Here is a 25472-nt window from a genome sequence, read left to right as displayed (position 1 = left end):
CTCGACCCCGGTCCGCCTGGACCGGGGTTCTTCACGTTCCGCCCGCGGTCGGGCGCGCTGCCTCGCTCGCCCTCGCCGTGCCCGCGTGCATGGTCATCGACTAGCGTCATGCGTTCAGGAGACGCGCCGATCTGCCGGGCGCGCCATGGTACGCGTGTGCCCGACGCGGGCAGGACATTTCCGCGTCTCCTTTGGCCCGTAATCTTGCCGGCAGGTCGCCGCTGAGGGGAGGAAATGTCGCATGACGAGCGCCGCCGCCCCCAGCGACCGGATCTGGACCATCCCGAACCTGCTGTCCGCGCTGCGCCTGCTCGGTGTACCGGTCTTCCTGTGGCTCGTGCTCGGCCCGCACGCCGACTGGGTGGCGCTGGGCATCCTGGTCTTCGCCGGCATCAGCGACTATCTCGACGGCCGGCTCGCGCGGGCCCTGGGCCAGACCAGCCGCCTGGGAATCCTGCTCGACCCGCTCGCCGACCGGCTCTACATCCTCGCGACCATCGTGGCCCTCGCCATCCGGGGGATCATTCCCTGGTGGTTGTTGGTGGCGATCGTCGGCCGAGACGTGTTCATCACCCTGCTGCTCATCCCGATGCGCCGCCTGGGGCTCGGCACCGCGCTTCCGGTGCACTACCTGGGCAAGGCGGCCACCTTCAACCTGCTCTACGCGTTCCCGCTGCTGCTGCTCGCCGACGGCCACGGGACGGTCTCGACGGTGGTCCGCCCGCTCGGCTGGGCGTTCGCGGTCTGGGGGATCGCGCTGTACTGGTGGGCCGGGCTGCTGTACGCCTTCCAGGTCGCCGGCGTCGCCCGCGCCCGCCGGCAGGCCGCGCGAGGCCGGCCGTCCCCCGCGGGAGGCTCGCCGTGAGAGCGGTGGTGATGGCCGGCGGGGAGGGCACCCGGCTGCGGCCGCTGACCGCGAACGCGCCCAAGCCGCTGCTCCCGGTCGTCAACCGGCCGATCATGGAGCACGTCCTGCGACTGCTCAAGCGGCACGGCTTCGACGAGACGGTGGTGACCGTCCAGTTCCTCGCCGCCATGGTGCGCACCTACTTCGGCGACGGCGACGAGCTCGGCATGCACCTGTCGTACGCCACCGAGTCGACGCCGCTGGGTACCGCCGGCAGCGTGAAGAACGCCGAGGTGGCGTTGCGCGACGAGCAGTTCCTGGTGATCAGTGGCGACGCGCTCACCGACATCGACCTGACCGAGCTCGTCGCCGAGCACCGCAAGAACGGGGCCCTGGTCACCGTCGCCCTCAAGTCGGTGCCGGACCCGCTGGAGTTCGGCATCGTCATCGCCGGCGAGGACGGCCGGATCTCCCGCTTCCTGGAGAAGCCGACCTGGGGCCAGGTCTTCTCCGACACGGTCAACACCGGCATCTACGTCATGGAGCCGGAGGTGTTCGACCATGTCCCGTCCGGCGAGCCGGTCGACTGGTCCGCCGACGTGTTCCCCCGCCTGGTCGCCGCCGGCGCCCCCGTCTTCGGGCACGTCGTGTCCGGCTACTGGGAGGACGTCGGCACGATCGCCAGCTTCCAGCGGGTCCAGGCCGACGTCCTCAACCAGCAGGTCGACGTCGAGATCGGCGGCTTCGAGGTCTCGCCGGGGGTGTGGATCGGCGAGGACGCCGACGTCCACCCGGACGCGGTGCTCAAGGGCCCGCTCGTCGTCGGCGACTACTCCAAGGTCGAGGCCGGCGCGGAGCTGCGCGAGTTCACCGTCGTCGGCAGCAACGTGGTCATCAAGCAGGGTGCCTTCCTGCACCGGGCCGTGGTCGGCGACAACGCGCTCATCGGCGTGCGGACCAACCTGCGCGGCTGCGTCATCGGCAAGGGCACCGACGTGCGCCGCGCCGCCCGGGTCGAGGAGGGCGCCGTCGTCGCCGAGGCCTGCGTCGTCGAGGAGGAGGCGTTCGTCTCCCACGACGTGCGGGTCTACCCGTACAAGACGATCGAGGCCGGCGCGGTCGTCAACACGTCGGTCATCTGGGAGTCGCGCGGGCAGCGGTCGCTGTTCGGCCCGCGCGGCGTCTCCGGCCTGATCAACGCCGAGATCACCCCGGAGCTGGCCGTCCGGCTCGCCGCCGCCTACGCGACCACGCTGCGCAAGGGCGCGACCGTCACCACCGCCCGCGACGGCTCCCGCGCGGCCCGGGCGCTCAAGCGCGCGGTGATCAGCGCGCTCACCACGAGCGCGATCAACGTCCGTGACCTGGAGGTCGCGGCGATGCCGGTCGCCCGCTTCGACGTGCGCACGTCGGACGCCGCCGGCGGGGTGATTCTGCGCACCACCGAGGGCGACCCCGAGCGGATCGACATCGTCTTCCTCGACGCGGACGGGGACGACCTGTCGCCCGCGATGCAGCGCAAGGTGGACCGGGTGTTCTCCCGCCAGGAGTTCCGCCGCGCCTTCGCCGGCGAGATCGGCGACCTACGGCTGCCGGCGCGCACCGCCGGCCGCTACACCCAGGACCTGCTCGACCGGGTCGACACCTCCGGCGTCGCGGAGGCCGACCTGAAGGTCGTCCTCGACCCGTCCGGCGGCGCCGCCTCGCTGGTGCTGCCCACCCTGCTCGGCCGCCTCGGCGTCGACGTGCTCACCGTCAACAACCGCCTCGACGACACCGTCACCACCCACACCGAGGGGCAGCGCCGCCGCGCCGTGGAGCGGCTCGGCGAGCTGGTCGCGAGTTCCCGGGCGGCGTTCGGGGTCCGCTTCGACCAGGTGGGCGAGCGGATCACCATCGTCGACGAGCGGGGCGACCTGATCGACGACGACCGGGCGCTGCTGGTATTCCTCGACCTGGTCGCCGCCGAGAACCGGGGCGGCGAGGTGGCCGTGCCGGTCACGACCACGCTGGTCGCCGACCAGGTCACCCAGTTCCACGGCCTGACGGTGCGCCGCACGTCGCTGTCGGCCGCGGACCTGCCCCGGGTGGCCCGCGACGGGCGGGTGGTGTTCGCCGCCGACGGGCGCGGCGGGTTCGTCGTGCCCGAGTTCGGCGCGGCGCTCGACGGGCTCGCGGCGTTCGTCCGGCTGCTCTCGCTGGTGGCGCGGACCCGGCTGACCCTGTCCGCGATCGACGCGCGGATCCCGCCGGTCGCGGTCGTGCGCCGCGCGGTGCCGACGCCCTGGGCGGCCAAGGGGACGGTGATGCGCCGGGTCGTCGAGTCCGTCGACCTGGCCGCCGGGCACGTCATCGACACGACCGACGGGGTGCGGGTGGTACGCCCGGACGGGGCGTGGGTGCTGGTGCTGCCCGACCCGGCCGAGGCGGTCACCCACCTGTGGGCCGAGGCCGGAGACCGCGACGAGGCCCGCGCCCTGCTGCGCCACTGGGCCGCCGTCGTCGAGGCCGACCACCGCGACCGCGCGTCCGCGTCCCACGGCCAGTACGGCCCTCACAGCCGCCACTGACGCCCGCGCCGGTTCCGGTCTGGCTGGTTCCGAAGGTCTGGCCCATTCGGGACCGGAGCCGGGGGCCGAACCGGCGGGACTCCCACGGCCGGTCTGGCGTGGGGTGGGCGAGGTCTCCGGTTGGTGGTGGCCCCGGTTGTCGGGCTGGTGTGGTGTGGGCGGGGTTCGGGGGCTTGCGGGGCGGGCCGCTGACGGTGAGGGCGCCGACACGGCCGCGTACCCGCGCGGGTGGGCTGCGCGCCAGTGGCATCGGCGTCGGTGAGAATGCCCGGTGTGCACGCGCCCGGATCGGCCCTGACCCCTGGACCGGGCCTCCGGGCTCGCGGGACCACGCCGGCGTCCAGGTCGCGGGCCGCCGGCCCGCTCGCCGCGGTGGCCGCTGGCGCGCTGGATCCGGCCTACCGCGCGGCCCGCGCGCGCCGGGCCCGGCCCGCCGGCCCGGCCGAGGCCACCGGCGGGCCCGCGGCGGCGCGCGCCGCCGCGCCGGTCCGCCACCGACCGATGCGGCTGATCATGGTCGCTCTGGCCGCGGCCGTCGGGCTGCTGCTGGCCGACGCGGCCGGCACCTGGCGGGCCGGCGCGCCCGCCAGGGCACACGCGGACGCGGCGCTGGCCACCGAGCGTGACCGCCGTGCCGCCGACGTCGACACGCTGACCGGCCGGGCACGGACGCTGCGGGCCGACGTCGACGCGGCCAGGGCCGCGCTCGCGCTCGGCGAGGGGGAGCAGCGCTCCGTCACCTCGGCGCTGGGAGCGCTCGAGCCCGCGGCCGCCGCCCGCCCGGCGGGCGGTCCCGGACTGCGCGTCGAGCTCGTCGACGCCACACCGGGCCAACCCGCCAGCGCCTCGCCCGGCCAGTCAGGCCAGTCCGGTGGGGCGGCATCGGGTGAGCGTGGCGCCGGGCAGCTCGCCGATCACGATCTGGCGGATCTCGTCAACGCGCTGTGGAGCGGCGGTGCCCGCGCGATCACCGTGGGTGGTGTCCGGCTCTCGCCGACGAGCGCGATCCGCACCGCGGGAGAGGCGATCCTCGTCGGCTTCCAGCCCGTGGCCTCGCCCTACCGGATCGACGCCATCGGTGACCCGGCAAGGCTGCTCACCGCTCTGTTCGGATCGGGCGCCGGCCGCCGGCTCGCCGATGGCCACCTGGCCGGCGCCCGCCTGCGGGGGACCACCGCCATGGCCGACCTCACCATGCCCGCCGCGCGGGTGACACCGCCCAGACTCGCGAGGAGGCAGAGCCAGTGATGGCGCCGTGACCCGCCCCGACGCACCGGACAGGCCGGACCTGCCGGACAGGCCCGAGGACGCCATGACCGCGGCGCCGCGGCCGGGCACCGGGGATGCCGACGACGCCTACGACGACCCCGCCGCCGCCGCCGACGACGACGGGGTCGGGAGCTCCGCCGGCGGCGGTCGGCCGGAGCGCCGGCGGGCGGTGGTGGGCGCGGCGGCGCCGGCGCTGGCGCTCGCCGTGGGGCTGGTGGCCGGGTTCCTGCTGTTGCCGTCGGCGCCTGGCTGGCTCGCGCCCTACCTGCCGGTCGCGGTGGTGGCCGCGCTGGACGCGCTGGTGGGCGGGCTGCGCGCCGCCCTCGAACGGGTCTTCGACGACCTGGTGTTCGTCGCGTCGCTCCTGACGAACACGGTGGTCGCCGTGCTGCTCGTGCTGATCGGCGAGCGCCTCGGCGTCGGGGGAGCGCTCACGACCGCCGTCGTCATCGTGTTCGGCATTCGGATCTTCACCAACGCCACGGCCCTGCGCCGCCACCTGTTCGGGGTCTGACGGTGCCCGTCGAACCGCCCGCGCCCCGCGCTGAGACGTCCACAGCCGCCGAACCGCCCGCGCCCGCCGAGGCGCCGGAGGCCGGAAACCGGTCAACGCCGGCTGATCTGCGTGAGGCGGCTGATCGGGCTGAGGCGGGCGACGCCGGCGAACGCGCGGAGCCGGCGGCCAGGCCACGCTCGAGGCCGGCGGCCGCGAGGGTGGCCGTGGTGGTGCTGCTGGCCGCGGTCGGGTTCGCGGTCCCGGTGACGGTCGACGCCGCGCGGGAGACGGCGCCCGCCGGCACGGGCACGACGCGCCTCGTCGACCAGGTCGGCGCGCTCGGCGCTGACGGCCGCCGGCTCGCCACCGAGATCGACCGGCTCGAGCAGGAACGGGCCGCGTCCGCGTCCGCCACGCCGGACCGGGTGGCCCTCGCCGCCGCGAGCGCCCGCGCCGACGCCCTGGCGATCCTCGCCGGCACCGTGCCGGTCGCCGGGCCGGGCGTCGAGCTGGCCCTCGCCGACCCGCGCGGCAACGTCGGCGCCGACGTCCTCGTCGACCTTCTCCAGGAACTGCGCGACGCGGGCGCCGAGGCGGTCGAACTGTCCGGCGTCCGCCTGGTCGCCGAGAGCTACATCGTCAACCGCCCGGGCGGCGGGCTGACCGTCGACGGGAAGGCCGTGACGGCGCCCTACACGGTGCGTGCGATCGGCGATCCGCACACATTGGCCGAGGCGATGCGGTTCCCCGGCGGGGTGCTCGATACGGTGGCAACCCGCGAGGGCGCGACGACGCGGGTCACCGAGATCAGCCGGGTCGAGATCCGCGCGGTGAGGTGAGACGACGCGGCGCGGCCGGCCCGCGCCGCCGGACTGGCTGGAGGCGGTAGGGCCATGGGAGGCGAATCGGTGTACCCGGAGGACCTGAAGTACTCGCGTGAGCACGAGTGGGCCCGGGTGGCCGGCGCGACTATGCGCATCGGCATCACCTCGTACGCCCAGGAGGCGCTCGGCGACATCGTGTACGTGTCGCTGCCGGAGGTCGGGGAGCCGGTCCGGGCGGGCGAGCCGTTCGGCGAGGTGGAGTCGACCAAGAGCGTGTCGGACGTGTACGCGCCGGCGTCCGGCGAGGTGGTCGCCCGCAACGAGGCACTCGACGGCTCCCCCGAGCTGCTCAACTCCGATCCGTACGGCGACGGCTGGCTGATCGAGGTCGCGGTCTCCGACCCGTCGACCCTCGACGAGCTCCTCGACGCCGCCGCCTACAAGGAACACGTCAAGGGCAGCTGACCGCTACCCCCGCTACCCCGCCGATTCCGGTTCGGACTGGTTCCGGAGGTTGAGCCGGTTCCGGGGCGGGACGGAACGGGCGGGACTTCGGCGACCGGTCGGGCCGGGTGGGCGGCGCGCTCCGGCCCCTTACTCGCTTCGCTCCCCAGGCGGGATGGTTTGGCGGGTCGGGGTCGGCAGGGTTGGGCCGGAAGGTTGTTTCTGGTTCGCGCCGTGCGGGCACGGCGCTACGGTCCCTTACTCGCTTCGCTCCCAAGGGACCTCCGCGCCGTGTCCTCCTGCGCTCACGTGCCCTTCGGCGACCTCGCTGCGGCCCGGACCACGTCGCTTCGCTTGTGGGCCGGGCCTCCGCGAGGCGCGCCTTCGCGCCCAGCGGGGTCGCCTGCCGCTGTGCCGTCACCAAGGTCAGATCTACGTCCAGGTTGCCGCCGATGGGGCGCTTTGCCGCGCTCGTAGGCGTGTTTCGGGGGAGGTGTGCCTTCGCGCCTGCGCGGGTGGGTCTCACTGGACGACCGTGCGGGACCGGGGCTGGTCCTGGGGTGGGCGGGGCTTGGACGGTGGCCTTGTGCTGGAGCGGGTGTCGGTGGTCCGGGCCGGTGGTCGGGCTGTCGGATGGGCGACAGTCCGACCACACCGGGGCACGGAGAGGCGCCCGAAGGGCCCGCGGGGGGCGGTGGTGGTGGTCTGGCGGTTCGTTGTGGATGGTGCCGTGGTGGTCCGTAGAGGTGTCGGTACGATAGTCTCGCCGCCGAGGCCCTGATCGGGCCATTTTCGGGGCGCCACGCCGAGAGCTGTTGTCGCACCCTTTTCACGAGCCTGCCCCTGATGCACTAGCCTCGGTTGCATCAGTTGGCGGTGGTGGCGCCGTTCGCGGTTGGCGCGGGCGGTGGCCCGGCCCGGGTGACGTGTGTGGGGGTGGGCGGCTTGGTCCGGCGACCCTCCCGGATTCGGAAGATGACGTTCTCGCCACCAGCTCGGTGGCCCGAGCGGCCGGTGGCCCGTGCCCGCGGGCATCGGCAGGAGGCGGACGAGACGGTGTTCTGCACGAGGTGCGGACAGCACAACCCACCCGACGCGCTGTATTGCGCGCGGTGCGGGTCACCCCTGGTACGGCCGGGGGAGCCGGTGGCGCCCGAGCCGCCGGGGGACCAGACCTCCACGCTGAACCTGGCGACCGCCGCCCTGCACCGCGTCGACGGCGACCCGGCCGAGGAGACCAGCGAACGGGAGGCGGTAGCCGCGGTCGACGCGCTGCCGCCCGGCTCGGCGCTCCTCGTCGTCAAGCGAGGCCCGAACGCTGGCAGCCGTTTCCTTCTCGACGCGGACCTGACCACCGCCGGGCGGCACCCGGAGAGCGACATCTTCCTCGACGACGTGACCGTGTCCCGCCGGCACGCGGAGTTCCTGCGCTCCCCGTACACCAAGGGCTTCACGGTCCGCGACGTCGGCAGCCTCAACGGCACCTACCTGAACCGGGAGCGGATCGACTCCGCCGACCTCACCAGCGGGGACGAGGTGCAGATCGGCAAGTTCCGGCTGGTGTTCCTGACCGGGTCCCCCTACTCGGGGGGTGGTCCGTTGTGAGGGCGGGGGAACCGCGGTGAGCGCCCGGCTGTCGGCCGCGGCGGCGGCCGCGGCGCCAGCTCCGTCGAGCCTGGGCTCGGGCCAGTCCCGGGTCGGGCGCCCAGCGCGCCACACCGGCCGCCCGGTGCCCGACGCCCAGGCGGACGCCCGGCACAACGCCAAGGTTCTCAACATCGGCGAGGTGCTCGACCGGCTGCGGGTCGACTATCCGGACATCACCCTGTCCAAGATCCGCTACCTGGAGGCCGAGGGCCTGGTCGAGCCGGCGAGGACCAGCGCGAACTACCGCAAGTACTCGGCCGCGGACGTCGTCCGGCTCGCCTTCGTCCTGCACGCCCAGCGGGAGCGCTACCTGCCGCTGCGTGTGATCAAGGACGAGCTGGCGGCGATGGACCGCGGCGACGTGCCGACCGCGCCGCCCCAGGGCCCGCGCGCGGTGCCCGCGACGCCGCCCGCGACCGGCCTGGACGTGCTGCTCGGCGCCGAGCGGGTCCGGATGTCGCGCCGTGAGCTGCTCGCCGCCAGCGGGCTCGACGAGGAGGCGCTCGCCGAGCTCGAGCGGCACGGCCTGCTGCGGGCCGTCTCTGGCGGCGGCTACTACGACGCCGACGCGCTGGTCGTCGCCCGTACCGTCGGCCTGCTCGCCGCGCACGGCGTGCAGGCCCGTCACCTGCGGGCCGCCCGTGCCGCCGCCGACCGGGAGGCCGGCCTCATCGAGGCCGCCGTCGCCCCGCTGCGCGCCCCGCGTAGCGCCGGTGCCGCCCCCGACGCCGACGACCTGCCCCGCGACTCGGTCGACGAGCTCGCCCTGCTGCTGGTCCGCCTGCACGCCGCGCTCCTGCGCGCCCGCCTCGGCTCCCGGACCTAGTCGGACGCGATCGGCGGGAGCCTGTTCGCGAGCCCTGGCGGGTTCGCCCCCAGGCTCCCGCGCGATGTCGCCCCGGGGCCGAGCCCGGGCCTCCACGTCGGAGGCGCGGTCGGACTGGTCCGTTCGCGGATCTTCGGATTCAGTCCCGGACTTCTCGGGCGATATCGCCCGGAGGCCGAGCGCTGGAGCTCGCGCGGCTGACATCGGGCGCCGGGCCCCGACGTGTGGCGGGGCCCGAACCGGAACGACCCTCGTCCGGGTGGCGCGCGGTCTGCGTGCCGACGGTCCGTGGCCGGGTGGTGGTTTTACGACGTCGTGCGGTGGCCGGGACCTACGGAACTCACCGGCGCGCTGACGGGTGGGTCGCGGCGGAGATACTGTCTCCAGAGTGGGGTTTCCGGGCCCGGTCATTGTGGGTGATGGTCAAGGGCCCGGCGGTGGGGTGGCCGTCCGGGCGAGGCGGGGGTCGACCGGTGTTCTCGGGTCACCCGCACGAGGAGGTAGATCGGTGCATCGGCTGGACATCGTCGGCGTGCGAGTCGAGCTTCYTTCGAAGCAGCCGATCGTCCTGCTCAAGGAGGTCGGTGGCGAGCGGTATCTGCCCATCTGGATCGGTGCCGTCGAGGCCACGGCGATCGCCTTCGCGCAGGAGGGGATCACTACCGCGCGTCCGATGACCCATGACCTGATGCGGGACGTGCTGCGAGCGCTGCAGACGGAGCTCTCCCAGGTGACGATCACCGACCTGCAGGATGGTGTGTTCTTCGCGACGCTGCGGTTCGCCAACGGCGTCGAGGTCTCCGCCCGGCCGTCGGACGCGATCGCGCTGGCCATGCGGATGGGCGCGCCGGTCTACGGCGTGGAGGCGGTGCTCGCCGAGGCCGGGATCACCGTGCCCGAGGAGCAGGAACAGGAGCAGGAGAGCGAGCTCGAGAAGTTCCGCGAGTTCCTCGACACGATCTCCCCCGAGGACTTCAACAGCCCCGGCTCGTAGTCCGGGGGCCCGTCGTCCACCTCGGCCCCGCCCGCGTTCGACGCGGCCGGGGCCGAGTCATGCCCAGGCTCGGTCCGCGCCGCCGCGTGTCCGGCGGTATCCCGCGGCATGTGCGGGGTCGACGGCGTTTGGGCAGTGACGAGCGGATTGCTGGCGTAGTCTGAAAATCTGGTTGCGAGAAGCTTGGGTGACGCTGAAGACGTTGTGGGCTGGTTGTGGTGGTTTGCGCCGCGGATGGTGGGCGTTTGTGGCAGGTCCGTCCGGTAGGTGAGTTCTGTCGGCTGGACGGGAGACACGCCGAACTGGATCGTTGAAGGTACGGCGCGGCGCTCCTACGGTCGGGAGGTCCGCGTCGGGCTCGGGTGCCGCCGTGTCCGGTTGGGGGACCGACCTGGCGGTCGGGACGAGGTGGCCGCGCCGCGGGGGAGGCATGGCCACGCAGGCGGCGCGCCGGCCAGGCGCGCCCGGAGCGGCGGGCGCGCGCCGAGGGCTCGCGGTCAGAGGAGGCGCGGACATGAATCCGACCCGCCCCCTTGGTGACCTCAGGGACGACCGGGCCTCCCAGATCGCTTCGCGATCCGGCAGGAACCCCGGCCGGGCGCGCGAAGAAAGATCGCTTTCGAGCGCCCGCTGGCTCCCTGGACGCGACGGCGGTGACACCCGTCGGTGGCCGGGCTGGCCGGTCCCCGCTGCAGGCACGAGTGAGAGGTCGGGGGCGTGGCGACCGGGAACGGGACGGCAATGATCGAGCAGGGGGAGCTCTTCCCCGACGAGCTACCCGGCCCGCCCGGCGACGACGTCGGCTACCGGGGCCCGACCGCGTGCGCCGCCGCCGGCATCACCTACCGGCAGCTGGACTACTGGGCCAGGACCGGGCTGGTGGTGCCGAGCGTGCGCGGCGCGACCGGGTCCGGCAGCCAGCGCCTCTACTCCTTCCGCGACATCCTCGTGCTCCGGGTGGTGCGCAAACTGCTCGAGGCCGGCGTGTCGCTGCAGAACATCCGCTCCGCCGCCGAGCACGTCCGCAGCCGGGGTGTCGACGACCTCGCCGAGCTCACCCTCATCAGCGACGGCTCCACCGTCTACGAGTGCACCTCCGACGACCAGGTCGTCGACCTGGTCCGGGGCGGGCAGGGCGTGTTCGCGATCGCCGTCGGCCGGGCGGTGCAGGACATGCGCGGCCAGCTCGCCTCACTGCCCTGCGAGCGCCTCGGCCAGCCGGCGGCCGCCCACCCGGGCGACGAGCTCGCCGGCCGCCGCGCGCGCCGCAGCTCCGCGTAAGCGGCCCTACGCCGGCTGGCGACCGGCGCGGAGCGCCCGCTGCGCGCACCCGCCTGGTCCTACGTGCGGCCCTCGATCTCCTGGGCGTTCTTCAGGGTGTCCTCGTAGGGGAGCCAGTCAGCGTGCACGACGGGCCAGCCGTCGTCCTGCAGGAGGGTGACCACGGCGGGGTCGTCGTCGACGACCACGGCGACCTGGCGGGTCCGGCCGAGGCGGCGCAGCTCGGCGCGCTTGAAGACGCGGGCCGAGCGGTGGTCGTCGTCGGGCCGCATCCGCAGCATCCCGATGGGCAGCCCGTGGGCCGTGAGCCAGCGCTCGGTGTCGGCGCGCGACCGCTCCGGCCGGCCGGTCAGCCAGATCACGTCGTGGTCGGCGGCGAGGCCCAGGACCAGGTCGACACCCTGAGGCAGCGGCGGGTCGGCGGTCGCGGCGGCGAAGAACGCGTTCCAGTCGCCCGGGCGCTGGCGCAGGAACCCGAGCCGGTGCCGGACGTCCGCGACCACACCGTCCACGTCGATCACCGCGACCGGCCGCTGTGCGCCCGCCTCGCCGGCCCCGCCCGCCTCGTCCACGCTGGTCCTCCCTCGCAGGCCCGGCCTCTGGCCGGTGGCCCCGCCGGCACCCGGGTGCCACCCCCGCACGCCCGCCTTGTCCGTCCCATACTGGCCGGTTCCGCCGCCGTCCCTCGGCCCCGGGGGGTATGCCGCCGGCCGGCCGGCCGTGGCGAGGGCACCCGGCCCGACCCGGGCGCGGAGGTCCCGGGGTGGCGGGAAGGCCGTCGGGCGCGGCGGCCAGCGGCGGAAGACGGGTGGACACGGGCCGGGGGGCGGCCGGGCGGTCACATCACGGCGCTCTCCGGTACGGTCCAGACGGCGTGGGTCATGCTGCCCGACAACGGAGTCACGACCGGAGTCCGGCAAAGGGTCGCGGACGCCCGGCCTTTGTGGGCTAGCGTGAGTGTTGACGTTGGTAGCCACTATGGCGGCTGCCGTCCGAGTCGGCACCGGCGCCGCGTCATCGTCACGCCATCGGCGCGGAGCGGGGAGGTTTGCGGTGTCGGGCAGCCGGCGGGCACGCACGCTCGCGGCGGCCGTCCAGTCCTCGCTGGCCGGGGCGCTCGCCGTCGCCGACCGGCTGGACCGGCGGGCCGACGGGCTCACGGGCGCGGCCGCGGGTGCCGACGCGCCCGAGGGTCCCGGTAGCCGGGCCGCGCTCGGGACCGCGTTCGCGGAGGCGACCGAGCTGGTGTACGCGCAGGCCCGGGGCCTTGCGAGCGCGGGCTGGGGGGCGTCGGCATGGTCCGCGTTCAGCACCCCCGGCTCCGTCGGTACCCAGGGCGTGGCGGCCGGTGCCGCCGGGCGGTTCCGGCCGGGGCTGTGGCGGGTCGGCCGGGTGCTGGCGCCGGCGGGCGGCAGGGCCGTGCCGCTGGCGGTACCGCTGCTGGACGCCGGCAACCTGCGACTCACCGCCCCCCGCGCCCGGCGCGCCGAGGCGGTCGAGCTGGTGCGCGGGCTGCTCACCCGGGTGCTGGCGGCGGTGCCGCCGGGCCGGGTGGAGCTCACCGTCTACGACCCGTTCGAGCTGGGCGCCGGGATCGCCGGGTTCGCGCCGCTGCGGGCCGCGGGCGTCGTCGGCCCGACGCTGACCACCCGCGCCGCGCTGGAGACGGCGCTCGCGGAGCTGTCCGGCCACGTCGGGCGGGTGACCGTCGACCGGCTCGGCGGCTCGTTCGCGACGCTGCGCGAGCGGGAGGACGCCGGGCTGCCGCGGTCCGAGCCGTGGCGGGTGCTGGTTCTGCTCGCCTGGCCGTCGCTGCCCGACGAGGCGTCCCGGTCCCTGCTGGGCCTGGCCGCCCAGGGGCCGGCCTGCGGCGTCCACATCGTCGCGGTGACGGAGCCGGACGACCCCGACGCCGCCCCGACCGGCCGCCCGGCCTCCGGGCCGCTGCCGAACGAGGTGTCGCTGCTCGCGGCCGGCCCCGCGCGGTGGCGCTGCTCGCTCGCGCCCGGCCTGGACTGCGCGCTCGACGTCCCGCCGCCGGCCGACCTGGTCGCCGCCGTCGCGGGCTCGGTGGCCCGCGCGGCCACCGACGCGGCCTCCCGGGCGCCGGGGCTCGGCGCGCTGCTGCCCGACGGGCTGTGGGAGTTCGACAGCGCGGCGGGGATCTCGGTGCCGGTCGGCTTCGGCGCCGACGGCCCCTGCCTGCTCGGCTTCGACGACGACACCGTGCACGGCCTGGTCGGCGGGCAGGCCGGCGCGGGCAAGTCCACCCTGCTGCTCACGATCATCTACGGGCTGGCCGCCCGCTACGGCCCGGACCAGCTGCGCATGCACCTGCTGGACTTCAAGGAGGGCCTGGAGTTCGCCCAGTTCGGGCCGCGCGAGCGGGACCCGTTCTTCCTCCCGCACGCCGACACGGTCGGGATGGACAGCGACCGGGAGTTCGGCGTCGCGGTGCTGCGCCACGTCCGCGGCGAGATGTCCCGGCGGGCGGTGGCGATGCGCGCCGCCGGTGCCCGCGACCTGCGCGGACTGCGCGCGAACGACCGCACCAGCGCCTGGCCGCGGATCCTCGTCGTCGTCGACGAGTTCCAGGTGATGCTCACCCCGCTCGACCCGGTCGCCCGGGAGGCGGTCGCCCACCTGGAGACGCTCGCCCGCCAGGGCCGCGCCTACGGCATCCACCTGCTGCTGGCCAGCCAGACGCTCTCGGGCATCGACGCGCTCGACGCGACCGCCGGCAAGCGCGGGTCGATCTTCGGCCAGTTCGCGCTGCGGGTGGCGCTGCGCACGTCGATCAGCGAGTCGCGGGTGCTGCTCTCGACGAACAACGAGGCCGCGGGCGCGCTGTCGGGCGTCGGGCAGGCGGTCGTCAACCGGCGCAACGGCCACCCGGCGGGCAACGAGCTGGTCCGGGTCGCCCGGGCCGACACCGACACGCTCGCCGTGCTGCGCCCCAGCCTGGCGAAGGCGCTCGCCGCCACCGTCGACGCCCCGCGCCCGCCGCGGGTGTTCGTCGGCCACGCCCCCGCCGTCCTGGACACGAACCCGGCGTTCGCCGCGCTGCGCGCACCCGCGGCGGCGCTGGGCCCGGCGGCGCCGGTCGACCCGGTGGCGCTCGTCGGCGCGCCGCTGGACCTCACGCCGCCGGCCGTCGGGGTGCGGCTGTCGGCCCAGCCGGGCCGGAACCTCGCCGTTCTCGGCCCACTGCGCCGGGAGGCGGTCGGAGTGCTGCAGGCCGCGGTGCGCAGCGTCGCCGCCCAGGCGGGCCCAGGGGGGCTGCGCGTCGACCTGGTCGCGGCGAGCCTGGAGGCCCTCGGCGCGGTCGACGACCTGGCCGCGACGCTGCGCGCGGCCGGGACGGCGGTGACCGTCACCGGGATCACGGGGCTCGCCGGCGTCGTCACCGAGACCGCCGCGGAGGTGGCCCGGCGCGAGGACGTGGGGCACACCGGCGAGGGCCGCGGCGGCTTCCCGCTGCGGCTGCTGGTGCTGTTCGCCGCGGACGCCGGCCGGGCGGCGCTGGAGGCTCCCAGCGGCTCCGGGCGGCGTACCGGGCTCGACGACCTTCGGCTCGTGACCCGGCGCGGCCCGGCGGTGCGGGTCCACGTGCTCGGCTGGTGGCGCGGGCCGTCGCGGCTGCTCGACGACCTGGGCCCCGGCCACCGCGACGACGTCGCCGCCTGGGTGTCGGTCGGTGTGCCCGGCGGCGACCTGTTCGCCCTGGCCGGGCACCGGTCGGTCGCCGCGGGCACGGCACCCAACCGGGGGGTGCTGTTCGACCGACATGTCCGGCCGGAGCCGCACACCGTCGTCCCGTTTGCGCCGCTGGATGCGGGGGATGGCGACGACGCCGCCCGCGCGTTCGGCGCGGCGAAGGACCCGGCGGGCGCGTTCGGCGCGGCGGGCGAGCTAGGAGGGAGCGGGGCCAGTGGCTGACCATGACCGGATCGTCCCGTGGTTCCCCGACGTCGACCAGGACGTCCCGGCGGCTCCCACGGCTGCCGCGGCCCGCGCGCCCCGCCCGGCGGCCCGGCCGCTGGGCGCCCGCCGCCGGCCCGCCTCGACCGGCCACGAGCCGCCCGCGCGGACCATGCCCGGCCGCGCCCAGGAGCGGCCCGCCGCTAGCCTGGGTGAGGCCGGCGGTCATCGCCCGGCCGGTCCGGCCTCCGGCGCCGGCCCCGACGACCATTCCCACGCTGGCGGCCACGACCCGGCGGTCGGCCACGCGTACGCGCTGGACGCCGGCCCTGGCGACGCCGACGAGGCCGGCCTCGACTACAGCCTCGCGGGCCACGGCCTGGCCGATGCCGCCGGCCCCGACTACGCCGGGCCTGGCCCTGGCGGCGGTCCCGAGGGCCTCGGCACGGGGGCCGTGCCCGCCGGCGCGGGTGGCCAGCCGGCCGGCGGGTCGGGGGCGCTGCTGCCGGCGCTGCCCGCGCTCCCGCGGCCGGTGCCGGCCGCCACCGGCCCGGCGCCGTCTCACCCGGGCCAGCCCACCGGTCCCGCGGGCGTGCCCGGCTGGGCCGGTGACCCCGCCGAGCTGGAGCTGCTCGACCCGCGGGTCGCGGCCCGCCGGTTCGCGGACCTGCTCGCCGACGAGGACCGGGCCCGCGGGGAGCGGGAGGCGCGGCTGCGGGCGGGTCACGAGGAGGCACTCGCGCTCGCCGAGAGCTACCGCGACGCCGCGGCCGAGATCCGCGGCCAGGTGCGCAGGGTGTGGGGGCAGGTCTCCGAGCCCCTCGGCTCGTTCGGCGTCGACGACCTGGAGCAGGTGCGCGGCAGCGTGCCGGCCATCGAGGCGCTCCCCGGCATCGGTCTCGAGGACGAGGGGACCGGCCGGCGGTCGTTGCCCTCGCGGCGCGGCGGCGGCGACCGCCGTGCCCGCCCGCCCGCGGCCCGGGCGGGCCGGCATACCACGCCCACCGAGCCGCGGCCGGCCGGGGCGCCGGCCGCCGCGGGCGGTCCGGCCGAGGACGGGCGGCTGAACGTCGCCGCGGAGATCGAGCAGGCCCGCCGGCTGTGGATGCGGGCGCTGGCCACGGCCGCGGAGCTGCGCGGTGTGCAGCGCGCCTCCTCCAGCCTGTCGATCGGCCTGGTGACCGCCGGGACGTGCGTCCTGGCGGGCCTGCTCAGCGCCGCGGCACGGCTGTTCCTCGACACGGACGGGCTGCCGTGCCTGGCGGCGGGGCTCATCGCCGGCGCCGCGCTGGTGAGTGTCGCCACCGACGGCGGGCCGAAGGCGGCGGTGCGCTCGGCGCTGCTGTCCGCCGGGACCGCCGGCGCGGTGGTGCTGGCGACGGCCCGGGTCGCGCCGACGGCGCCCGCGGCGATCATCCTGTCGCTCGCGTCGCTGGCCGGCGCGGTCCGGTTCGGTCTGGGTTTCGGAGCGTCGAAGCCAGAGCAGCCCGCCGCCGGCGGGGGCGCGGGGCGGCGCCGCTAGCCGCGTCGGGGTCGGCTGACGGCGCTGCGGGGGAGCGCCGGCGGCCGGCACGCCCGACGGCTGGATGGGGTAGGCAGGCGGGGGCCGGAAGGAACGGGGCATGGGGTGTCAGGCTCGATCGCTGAGGTCAAGGCGCAGCTGGACGAGGCGTTCCGGCGGGCCGAGGAGGTCGCCGGCCAGCTCGAGGGCGCGCTGACCCTGCTGGAGGAGGCGCAGGCGATGGTGATCGCCGCGACGGACGGCAGCGAGCACCACGCGGTCGAGCTGCTCACCAGCGCCCTCGTCGACACCCGGGACACGCTGGCGAACTCACTCGCGTCGCTCGGCTCCGCGGTCCAGGAAGTGCGCGACTACCGCGACAGCCTCTAGGCTGCCCGCCGGTCCGACCTGGCCGGGCCCCGGCCCGCACGACACGCCCGTCCGCCTGGTGCACCCCAATGTCGCCTGTGCCACAGGGGATCGTGGTGTGGGCGTGCGGCGGTGGTAGTAACCGCGTGAAGGGTTGGGTAACAACCGGCTGGTGGGGTCGCAACCCGGTGCGCCCGACCTCGGCGGCTGGCTACAGTCCGAATTGACACCCGTGCGGTCGAGTGTTCGTCGCACGGACATGCCCGGGCCGTCCGCCGGTCCCGGGTGGTGTGGACCTGACATCCCGAGGCGCCGCGCCGAGGAGCCGCTCGCGCGGCGCCGGGCGAGGCAAGACGCCAGGGGCGTGAGCGGAGACGAGGCCGCTCACCGGAAGGAGGCAGTGCGGGCATCTGACAAGACACGGCCTTTCCCGGCCGGGGCTCCCGGGGAGGCGTCCGGGGCGCGACCACCTAGATCGCGCCTCTTTCGGCATACCCGGGACCTCTCGAGGCTCAGGGCGGGCGGGACCGCCGCCCGAGGGCCGCCGGAGCATGGTCAGGAACCACCGTGCTCCCTCATGCCGAAGAAGCGGAACTGAACAGAGACCACCAGGAGGGCCTCCCCACGTGGCGCACACTGATGTGCTTGACCTGCCGCTGGTGCTGTTGTCGAACCGAGGCCCGGTCAGCTTCGACCGGGACGCCTCGGGCCGTACCGTCAACCGGGGCGCTGGCGGCCTTGTCTCCGCGCTGTCCGGCCTCGCCGAGCATCTCGACGACGCTGTCTGGGTCTGCGGGGCGGCGACCGAGGAGGACGCCGCCGTCGCCCGCGAGGCCACCGGCCAGGCGTTGCTCGTGCAGACCCATCCCACCCCGCACCTGGTCGACCCCCGCTTCGGGGACGCCGTGCCCGACGGGCCGGCGATCAAGGTCCGGATGGTCGTCACCGACCCGGCCGCCTACGCGGACTTCTACTCGATCTGGTCGAACCCGATCCTGTGGTTCGTCCAGCACGGCCTCTACGGCCGCTCCCTGTCTCCGGTGCTGACGCAGGCGGAGCACGACGCCTTCGAGAACGGCTACGCCGCCGTCAACCGGGCCTACGCCGACGCGGTGGCCGACGAGGTGCGCGCCCGCGGCGGCAAGGCGCTCGTCCTGCTGCAGGACTACCACTTCTACCTGGTCGCCGAGCACGTCCGCCAGCAGTGCCCCGACGTCGTGCTCACCCATTTCGTCCACATCCCGTGGCCGGGGCCGGACGAGTGGCGGGTGCTGCCCGCCGACATCCGGGAGCGGCTGCTCACCGGGCTGCTCGGCAGCGACGTCGTCGGCTTCCACACCCGGCGCTACGCGCGCAACTTCGTGCTGTGCGCCGGCGAGCTGCTCGGCCTGCCGATCGACCTCGACGCCCTGACGATCACCGTTGGTGATCGGACGGTGCGGGCTCGCTACTAGCCGATCTCCGTGGACCCGGCGGCGCTGGACACGACGCTGGCCAGCGAGCAGGTCAACGCCCACGTGGCGATGCTGCGCTACATCTTCCTCGACGAGGACCGGCAGCTGATGCTGCGGGTCGACCGGACCGACCCGAGCAAGAACGTGGTGCGCGGGTTCCTAGCGTTCGGCACGCTTCTCGAGCAGCATCCCGAGCTGGTCGGGAAGGTCAGCTTCCTGGCCCTGCTGCAGCCGAGCCGTACCGACGTGCCCGAGTACGCCGACTACATCGCGCTGATCGGCGGCGTCGTCGCCGAGATCAACGCGAAGTACACGAAGGAAGGCCGCCAGCCGATCGACCTGCGGATGGTGGAGGACTTCCCCCTCGCGGTCGCGGCGTACTCGATCTGCGACGTGCTGGTCGTCAACGCGATCGCGGACGGGATGAACCTGGTCGCCAAGGAGGTCGCGGTCGTCAACCGGCGCGGCGGGGTGCTGGCGCTGTCGGAGACGGCGGGCGCGCACGAGGAGCTCGGCGAGTTCGCCGTCACCCTGCACCCGTTCGACATCCAGCAGATGTCCGACGCCTTCTACACGGCGCTGACCATGCCGCTGGAGGAGCGCCACCGCCGGCTGGCGGCGGCCGCCGAACAGGTCCGCACCCACGACGTGGCTCGCTGGCTGGGGGACCAGCTCACCGATCTGCGCCGCATCGCCGGCTTCATCGCCTGATCCCCCCTCCCGGCCCCGCGTGCCCTCGACCCGCCCGGGCCGGGGGCACGCACCCGGGCCCGGTGCGGGGACCCGGCGGCCGCCCGCGCCCGTTCCTCCGACGCCTGGCGGGACGTGTCCGCTGGATCGTCGCGCCCATGTCCGGGCGGTGGCAGGTGCCGTTGGCTGTGGGCGGGGAACGATGACGCGGAGCGCGCGTCCGCAGGAGAACTAGAGGGCGTGGCGCAGGCCGCGCGGGGTGACGAAGGAGCCGAACCGGGTGCTGGCGGGGCCGAGCTCGGCCCAGCGCCGCGTTCCCAGGTCCAGCACGGCGAGCGCCGCGGTCGGGAAGGTGGAGATCTTCACCCGGTCCGGCGGCGGGAGCAGACCGACGGCCAGTGCGTGGATGCCCGGGTTGTGCCCGAGGAGCAGGATGTTCGGGACGCCGTCGTCGACCTCGCGCAGCCGGGCGAGCAGCTCGTCCGGCCCGGCCAGGTAGAGCCGGTCCTCGGTGAGGACGGGAACCTCGGGCGGCAGCGCGGCGGCGATCCGCTGCAGCGTCTGGCGGGTGCGCAGCGCCGACGAGCACAGGATCAGGTCGGGGGCGAGGCGCTCGACGCCGATGTGCTCGGCCACGAGCTTGCAGGCCTCGCGGCCGTCACGGGACAGCGGCCGCTCGGCGTCGGGTGTCTCCGCGTCGGCCCAGTCGGACTTGGCGTGGCGCAGCAGCATCAGCCGCCGGCTGGCGCTCACCACCGGGCCGCCGGGCCGCCGGCGCGGCCGGCCGGGCGCGGAACCTGGCGAGGGGAGCGGCTGGGGACGCCCGGGGCGTCACCGGACACTGGTCCTCCTCGCGTGTGGTGACGGGCTGTAGCCGTGACCGTCGTCGCCGTCGGGCCGCCAACCCGGTGGGCGACGTGTACGGCTCAGACAAGGCTATTCCGAACGCGCAGGACACGGAAGCGGGGTACCCACGCCGATGAGCGTGGGTACCCCGCCTGGTGACGACGCGAGGTGGAGAGACGCCGGTTGGCCCGCGATGTCGCGGCTTGGCCGGACCCGCCTCCCGGGGCATCGCCTCCGGGGGTCTGGGGGTGCCGGCTGGTCACAGCCGGCGGGCCAGGTGGCGGTGGTGCTGGTCGTGCCCTGGTGCGGCTGGAGCCGGCGGTCCTGACCGGTCAGCCGGCCACGGTCACGACGGGCAGCAGCCGGTCGGCGATCACGAGGGCCTCCTCGGCGTCGATCCGGCCACGGGGGATCAGGTTCGCGCGCTGATCCGAGGTCAGGCCGCCCCACACGCCGTGCTCCTCCTGGCGGAAGATGGCGGTGGCCAGGCACGGCCGCCGTACGGCGCAGGTCGAACAGATCTTGCGGGCGCGGGTCTCGGCGGCGGCGCGGGCCTTCGTGTTGCGGCCGTCGGGCGGGAAGAACGCGTCCGGGTCGCCGTCGCGACAGGCGGCGTCCTGACGCCAGTAGGCGGGCCAGCCCGGGCCAAACGGCTGGGGCGGCAGGTCACGACCGGGAAGGACGGGGACTCCGGCGCTCATCGGGCTCCTTCCGGGCGGACGCACTCCGTGCGGGGCAGGACAACCGGGTTACTGGTGAGTAGCACGGTGGGCTGACTGGGCATACCGTCTCCTGCGAGTGCAATGCGGACAGGCGTGCGGAGGACCGTCGAAGCGGCCCGAAAAGGGCGCGCCAAAGGACGGTCCGACCAGGTTGAGCCGAGTAGCCCCCGGGTGATCCGTGCGGATGCGGGGTGTTTCACCCGGTCGGTGACCGGTGCCCCGCTGCGTGGAAACGAACCCGTCTCGTCTCGTTAACGGGGAAACGTAGACGTCTCTCGACCGGATAGCAAGGGTTCCGGAACGCGGACGTCCGAATACCCCCGAGGCGTCGTGATACCCCCTCTTCACGCCGTCCCGGCCTCAGCCGCACCCCGTCGGACGGGCGCGCCGCGACCCGCCGGGCGGGCCGCCGCCGGTATCGCCGAGCCGCCGGGCCGGTGCGGTCGGGACTCCCGGAACCCCTGCTATGCAGGCACTTCCGCCGCGCGACTCGCCAAGGCCGCCGCCAGGGCGAGGCCGGCGGCCCCGCGGGCGCGAGGCGGYTCGGCGCCGCTTCCGTCCTGCGGCCGTCGCCGCGTTTCGCGCTCGGAGCACGAGGCCCGCGACCCGGTTGAGGCCCCGCCGCGCGGCGAAGTGTGCGTAGTACCACAGCGGTCGCCGGCCCCTTGAAATCGGGGCCTGTTCCGGATAATGGCATCCGGTGCCGTATGCCTGTCCGGGCCGTGGCGCCAGCGGGTTTCGGCGCCGTGTCCAAGGCCGCCGGCCGCCGGGGCGAGGGGTCGGCGGGGCGCGGGCACGGGCGTGTCCCAGGCGGGTGCCCAGGGTGGCGCCGGACGGGTGAGGCGGGCGCCGCGCGCGGCGCCGAGCCGGTGCGCCAGCCGGCGGTCAGAGGCGGTCAGGCGGTCACGCGTTCGGCCGGCGCGGCGGTGGGCAGGCCGGCGGCGGCCCAGGCGTGGTAGCCGCCGATGACGTCGGTGGCCCGGCACAGGCCCAGCTCCTGCAGCGCGGCCGCCGCCAGGCTCGAGGTGTAGCCCTCCGAGCAGATCACGATCACGTGCAGGTCGTCTCCGGTGGCGACGGGCAGGCGGGCGTCGCTCGTCGGGTCGAGCCGCCATTCGAGGACGTTGCGCTCGATGACGAGGGCGGCCGGGATCTCGCCCTCGGCGGCGCGCTGCGCGGCGGGGCGGATGTCGACGAGCAGCGCGCCGGCGGCCACGGCCGAGGCGGCGTCGGGCGGGTCCAGCCGGCGCAGGCGGGCGCGGGCGCGGGCCAGCATGGCGTCGACCCGGCTGCCCGAGGCCTCGCCGGCCGCCGGGGCGGTCACGGCGGTCACAGCGCCGCCGCCCCGGCGGTGGCGGCCGTCACGGCCGGCGGGACGGGGGCGGCGGCCGGGATCCGGGCGGCGCCGGACGGCTCGTAGCGCAAGGGGAGCTCCGGTGGGGAGTAGACGTGCACGGTGGTCGCCGCGAGGCCGTCGCGGTTGATGATCCGGTGGACGTGGTCGGCGGCGAACCCGACGACGTGGCCGCGGGTGTGCCGGCGGGTCTCGATCCCCTGCCACGATCCTCGGCTGAGGTCGTGGATGTCCTCCTCGACGGCGCCGTCGGCGACCGCGAGCGCGCCCAGCGCCCCGCCGTGGTCGTGCACGGCGGTGTGCTGACCGGGCGTCCAGCCGATCAGCCACACCTCGACGACGCCGGTCAGCAGCAGCCGGGTGTACCAGCGCCGCCCCTGGTCGTGGCGCACGATCGGCCGCCACAGCCAGCTCGCGGCGGCGAACCGCCCGGCGAGGTCGCCCAGCGTCGCCAGGTCGAGCGCCCCGTCGTCGTCGCGCAGCACCGCGTCGGCGAGCCCCGCCGGCAGCAGGTCCCTGGGCAGCCCGCCGGTCGGTGGGCCGCCCAGCCGCGGGCGGGCCGGGACAGGTGTGGGCGCGGCTGGCGGGGGATCCTCGGCCTCACGGGTCGCGGACGCGGCCGTCAGGCCGAGGATCGCGGGATGGACGAGTGGCACGTGAGGCTCCAGGGGGTGCTGCGCGCGGCGTGCGCGAGGGTCAGGAGAGCGATGCGAGTCGGGCGAGCGGCGGGAACGGCTGGCGGCGACCCGCCGGGCGGGAACCCGGCCGGGCGTGCCGCCGGCCCTGGCACGTCCGGAGCTGATCGGCGCCGCCGATCGAAAACCTTTCCCGATCGGGAAGATAGGAAATTGGGATCGGTCCGCCACCGTGGCCTCGGTGGGCCGTCAGTCCAGAGCTGTGCGGGCGAGGCCTCCGTGGCCGAGCTGTCAGCGCTCAACCGGGGCTGGCGGTCGGAGACCACAGCGCGGCCTCGGGCCGACCGGCGCGAGCGCGGGAGGCGCTCAAGCCGTGCCGTCGGCGGACGGCTGTGCCCTGGGGCGCGGTCGCGCGGAGCCTGTCCCGTTCGGCGGGCGCTGCCTTCGGCTGTCCAAAAGCCGGCCGAAGGTCAGCGGACGGGGGCGGCCGCCTCGGTACACATGCCGCTGGCCAGCCGACCCAGGTCGGTGACGCGGTCACTGTGTAGCAGGAGGACGACTGCCATGCGGCGATGGTATCGCCCCATGGCCACCACCGTCGCCCGACCAGCCGCGCGGCACGCGGGAGGGTCGGCGCCGCCGTGGCCGCCCGCCTCGGCACGCGTTCCGGCGAACCGGGTGGATCACTGTTGTGTGGCCTGGTCGTCACATGTCCGCCACGCTTTGACCCTTTCGGGTAGGTCGGAAGTGGCGTCGCGGCCCTCGGGAGCGCATTGGTAGCGTTCTGTCGTGGTGGGCGGGACTTTCTACCCGGCCGGGCGTCGTATTGTGCAGCTCGGGGCGGCTGATCGTCGCCAGGGTGAAACAGGTTCGCCAGCATGGCGCGGGCCGGCGAGGCGCGTGGGAGGTGCTGGAAGGTGACCAGCGAGGCCGGCCATGCGCGCGTTCCACCGTCGGTGCCGTTCGCCGCGCCCGTCCAGGCCGAGCCGGGCGCCCCGCTCGAGGACCGGATCGAGCGGATGCTGACCCGGCTGGGGGACCGGGTCGACGACGCGCTGGCCGGGCAGGGCCGCATGCGGGGCCTGGTCGACGTGGTCGTCGGCGCCGCTCAGGAGCCGAGCCTGCCGGCGACGCTGCGCCGCACGGTCGAGGCCGCCTGCCGGCTCGCCGACGCCGAGTACGGCGCGATCGGCGTGCTCGGGGCCGACGGGCGGATCGCCGACCTCATCCAGGTGGGCGCCGAGACGGAGGACACGGCCCGCCTCGGCGGGCTGCCGGCCGGCCAGGGGCTGCTCGCCAAGGTGCTGCGCGAGACGGGGACGCTGCGGGCCGACGACGTCGCCCGTCACCCGGAGGCGATGGGGATCCCGGCGGGCCACCCGACGTTCGAGACGTTCCTGGGCGCGCAGATCGCCGTGCGCGGGGTCGCCTGCGGCGGCCTGTTCCTCGGCGGCAAGCGCGGTGGCTCGTTCACCGGGGCGGACGAGGAGCTGGTGACGGCGCTGGCGGCCGCCGCCGGGCTCGCGGTCGAGAACGCCCGGCTGCGCGACGAGGCGGGCCGCCAGCAGGCCTGGCACACGGCCAGCGGGGAGATCTCCGCGGCCCTGGTGTCGGTCAGCGAGCCGTGGGCCGCGCTCGACCTGGTCGCCCGCCGCGCCCGGCAGGTGACGTCGGCGTGCCTGGCGGCGATCGTGCTGCCGGACACCAGGACCGGGTTCGTCGTGACGAACGCCGACGGGCCCGGGACGCAGTCACTGCGCGGTCGGTCGCTGCCGGTGGACCGCAGCCAGCTGGTCGAGGTGATGCGCGCCGGACACGCCCAGGTGGTCGGCGCCGGCGACCTGCCCGACCTGCTCGGGGACGCGGCCGACGGGCTGGCGCTGGCGTGCGTGATGGTGGTGCCGATGGCCGTCGCGGGCCGGCCGGTCGGCGGGCTGCTGCTCGGCGTCCAGGCAGTGGCGGGTGCCGCGCCGGGAGTGCCGGCCGCGGTGGGGGCGGCGGCGCAGGGCTGGTCGGGCGGTGTGGCGCCGTTCAGCGCGCTGGACCTGGACATGGCGACCGCCTTCGCCGGGCAGGCGGCGCTCACCCTGGAGCTGACCCGGCTGCAGCGCGACCGGGAGCGCCTGGCCGTCTTCGAGGACCGCGACCGCATCGCCCGCGACCTGCACGACGTCGTCATCCAGCGGCTGTTCGCCACCGGGCTGTCGCTGCAGGGCCTCGCGCGGTCGGTGCCGCCGCCGGTGGCGGCCCGGGTCGCCGGGGCGGTCGCCGAGCTGGACCAGACGATCTCGGAGCTTCGGCACACGATCTTCTCGCTGGCCTCGCCGACGCCGGACGGTGCCCAGCTGCGGGCCGAGATCGACCGGATCGTCGGGCAGGCCGAGCACTCGCTCGGGCTGCGCCCGACGGTGCGGGTCGAGGGGCCGGCCGAGCGGGTGCCCGTCGTGATCCATCCGCACCTGCTCGCGGCGCTGCGCGAGGCGCTGTCGAACATCGCCCGGCACTCGCGGGCGACCCGGGTGCGGGTGCTGGTCCGGGCCGGCGACGACAGCGTGCTGGTCGAGGTCCAGGACGACGGCGTCGGTCCCGGTGGCGCGACCGTCACCAGCGGGCTGGCGAACCTGCGCCGCCGTGCCATGGACCTGGGCGGCCACATGGACTTCGGCCCGGGCCTCGGCGGCGTCGGCACCCGCGTGCGCTGGCAGGTCCCTCTCCTGGGCCGCGAGCCCGCCCCCGACTGGGCCGCCGCCCCCACCCCGCCCGGCCTGCCCCGCCCCTAGCG

General features: G+C 75.6%; 19 protein-coding genes and 1 pseudogene. 15 read left to right on the top strand and 5 right to left on the bottom strand.

Annotated features, from left to right (window positions below; all coding sequences use genetic code 11):
- Positions 1 to 241: 241 nt before the first annotated feature.
- The 10 genes from clsA (at position 242) to BL253_RS04170 (ending at position 11198) form a co-directional block, all read left to right on the top strand.
- Positions 242 to 865 carry a cardiolipin synthase ClsA gene (clsA, locus tag BL253_RS04215; RefSeq protein ID WP_076813654.1) on the top strand — a complete coding sequence of 208 codons (624 nt, stop codon included), beginning with the start codon at positions 242 to 244 and terminating at the stop codon, positions 863 to 865.
- Positions 866 to 876: 11 nt separating this feature from the next.
- A complete protein-coding gene (locus tag BL253_RS04210; protein WP_076813805.1) occupies positions 877 to 3417 on the top strand; it encodes a mannose-1-phosphate guanyltransferase in 2541 nt (846 codons plus the stop codon).
- A gap of 273 nt (positions 3418 to 3690) precedes the next feature.
- Positions 3691 to 4665 carry a DUF881 domain-containing protein gene (locus BL253_RS04205; RefSeq protein WP_241834503.1) on the top strand — a complete coding sequence of 325 codons (975 nt, stop codon included), beginning with the start codon at positions 3691 to 3693 and terminating at the stop codon, positions 4663 to 4665.
- Between the two features lie 7 nt (positions 4666 to 4672).
- On the top strand, positions 4673 to 5200 hold the full coding sequence (locus tag BL253_RS45770; protein ID WP_476644102.1) for a small basic family protein: 528 nt from the start codon (positions 4673 to 4675) through the stop codon (positions 5198 to 5200).
- Positions 5201 to 5409: 209 nt separating this feature from the next.
- On the top strand, positions 5410 to 6021 hold the full coding sequence (locus BL253_RS04195; RefSeq protein ID WP_241834502.1) for a DUF881 domain-containing protein: 612 nt from the start codon (positions 5410 to 5412) through the stop codon (positions 6019 to 6021).
- Positions 6022 to 6075: 54 nt separating this feature from the next.
- The gene (gcvH, locus tag BL253_RS04190) at positions 6076 to 6471 is read left to right on the top strand and encodes a glycine cleavage system protein GcvH (RefSeq protein ID WP_198946148.1); all 396 of its coding nucleotides are present in this window, start codon (positions 6076 to 6078) and stop codon (positions 6469 to 6471) included.
- 1035 nt (positions 6472 to 7506) lie between these two features.
- Positions 7507 to 8055 carry an FHA domain-containing protein gene (locus BL253_RS04185; RefSeq protein WP_076813796.1) on the top strand — a complete coding sequence of 183 codons (549 nt, stop codon included), beginning with the start codon at positions 7507 to 7509 and terminating at the stop codon, positions 8053 to 8055.
- Positions 8056 to 8071: 16 nt separating this feature from the next.
- Positions 8072 to 8923 carry a transcriptional regulator FtsR gene (gene ftsR / locus BL253_RS04180; protein WP_076813653.1) on the top strand — a complete coding sequence of 284 codons (852 nt, stop codon included), beginning with the start codon at positions 8072 to 8074 and terminating at the stop codon, positions 8921 to 8923.
- Positions 8924 to 9431: 508 nt separating this feature from the next.
- Positions 9432 to 9917, top strand: coding sequence for a bifunctional nuclease family protein (locus BL253_RS04175; protein WP_076813651.1), 486 nt, complete (start codon positions 9432 to 9434; stop codon positions 9915 to 9917).
- 741 nt (positions 9918 to 10658) lie between these two features.
- Positions 10659 to 11198 (top strand): MerR family transcriptional regulator, encoded by a 540-nt coding sequence (locus BL253_RS04170; RefSeq protein WP_071052541.1) that lies wholly within the window; start codon positions 10659 to 10661, stop codon positions 11196 to 11198.
- Positions 11199 to 11257: 59 nt separating this feature from the next.
- Here BL253_RS04170 and BL253_RS04165 read toward each other — a convergent pair whose 3' ends face one another.
- A complete protein-coding gene (locus BL253_RS04165) occupies positions 11258 to 11770 on the bottom strand; it encodes a phosphatase domain-containing protein (protein WP_076813649.1) in 513 nt (170 codons plus the stop codon).
- Positions 11771 to 12251: 481 nt separating this feature from the next.
- On the opposite strand from BL253_RS04165, the gene BL253_RS04160 reads away from it, so the two are divergent.
- The 4 genes and pseudogenes from BL253_RS04160 to BL253_RS04145 all read left to right on the top strand — a co-directional run bounded on the left by BL253_RS04160 (position 12252) and on the right by BL253_RS04145 (position 19154).
- Entirely contained in the window at positions 12252 to 15137 is a 2886-nt protein-coding gene (locus BL253_RS04160; RefSeq protein WP_081437975.1) for an FtsK/SpoIIIE domain-containing protein, read from the top strand.
- On the top strand, positions 15130 to 16641 hold the full coding sequence (locus BL253_RS04155) for a hypothetical protein (RefSeq protein WP_076813648.1): 1512 nt from the start codon (positions 15130 to 15132) through the stop codon (positions 16639 to 16641). Before BL253_RS04160 ends, BL253_RS04155 begins: the two co-directional genes overlap by 8 nt.
- A gap of 105 nt (positions 16642 to 16746) precedes the next feature.
- Positions 16747 to 17010, top strand: a complete 264-nt coding sequence (locus BL253_RS04150) for a hypothetical protein (protein WP_076813646.1) — start codon at positions 16747 to 16749, stop codon at positions 17008 to 17010.
- Between the two features lie 605 nt (positions 17011 to 17615).
- Positions 17616 to 19154, top strand: a pseudogene (locus BL253_RS04145) (alpha,alpha-trehalose-phosphate synthase (UDP-forming)).
- A 210-nt stretch (positions 19155 to 19364) separates the two neighbouring features.
- On the opposite strand, the gene BL253_RS04140 reads toward BL253_RS04145, so the two are convergent.
- From BL253_RS04140 to BL253_RS04125, 4 genes are all read right to left on the bottom strand, one after another.
- Entirely contained in the window at positions 19365 to 19886 is a 522-nt protein-coding gene (locus BL253_RS04140; RefSeq protein WP_096335904.1) for a SixA phosphatase family protein, read from the bottom strand.
- Between the two features lie 425 nt (positions 19887 to 20311).
- On the bottom strand, positions 20312 to 20680 hold the full coding sequence (locus tag BL253_RS04135) for a WhiB family transcriptional regulator (protein WP_076813644.1): 369 nt from the start codon (positions 20678 to 20680) through the stop codon (positions 20312 to 20314).
- A 916-nt stretch (positions 20681 to 21596) separates the two neighbouring features.
- On the bottom strand, positions 21597 to 21977 hold the full coding sequence (locus tag BL253_RS04130) for a rhodanese-like domain-containing protein (protein ID WP_076813792.1): 381 nt from the start codon (positions 21975 to 21977) through the stop codon (positions 21597 to 21599).
- Positions 21978 to 22030: 53 nt separating this feature from the next.
- Positions 22031 to 22711 carry a cysteine dioxygenase gene (locus tag BL253_RS04125; protein WP_076813642.1) on the bottom strand — a complete coding sequence of 227 codons (681 nt, stop codon included), beginning with the start codon at positions 22709 to 22711 and terminating at the stop codon, positions 22031 to 22033.
- 896 nt (positions 22712 to 23607) lie between these two features.
- On the opposite strand from BL253_RS04125, the gene BL253_RS04120 reads away from it, so the two are divergent.
- Positions 23608 to 25470, top strand: a complete 1863-nt coding sequence (locus BL253_RS04120; RefSeq protein WP_241834501.1) for a GAF domain-containing sensor histidine kinase — start codon at positions 23608 to 23610, stop codon at positions 25468 to 25470.
- Positions 25471 to 25472: the final 2 nt, after the last annotated feature.

Origin of the sequence: Pseudofrankia asymbiotica (genome assembly GCF_001983105.1) — a bacterium.
GTDB classification, from domain to species: domain Bacteria; phylum Actinomycetota; class Actinomycetes; order Frankiales; family Frankiaceae; genus Pseudofrankia; species Pseudofrankia asymbiotica.
This window is presented reverse-complemented; position numbering and strand designations above follow the sequence as displayed.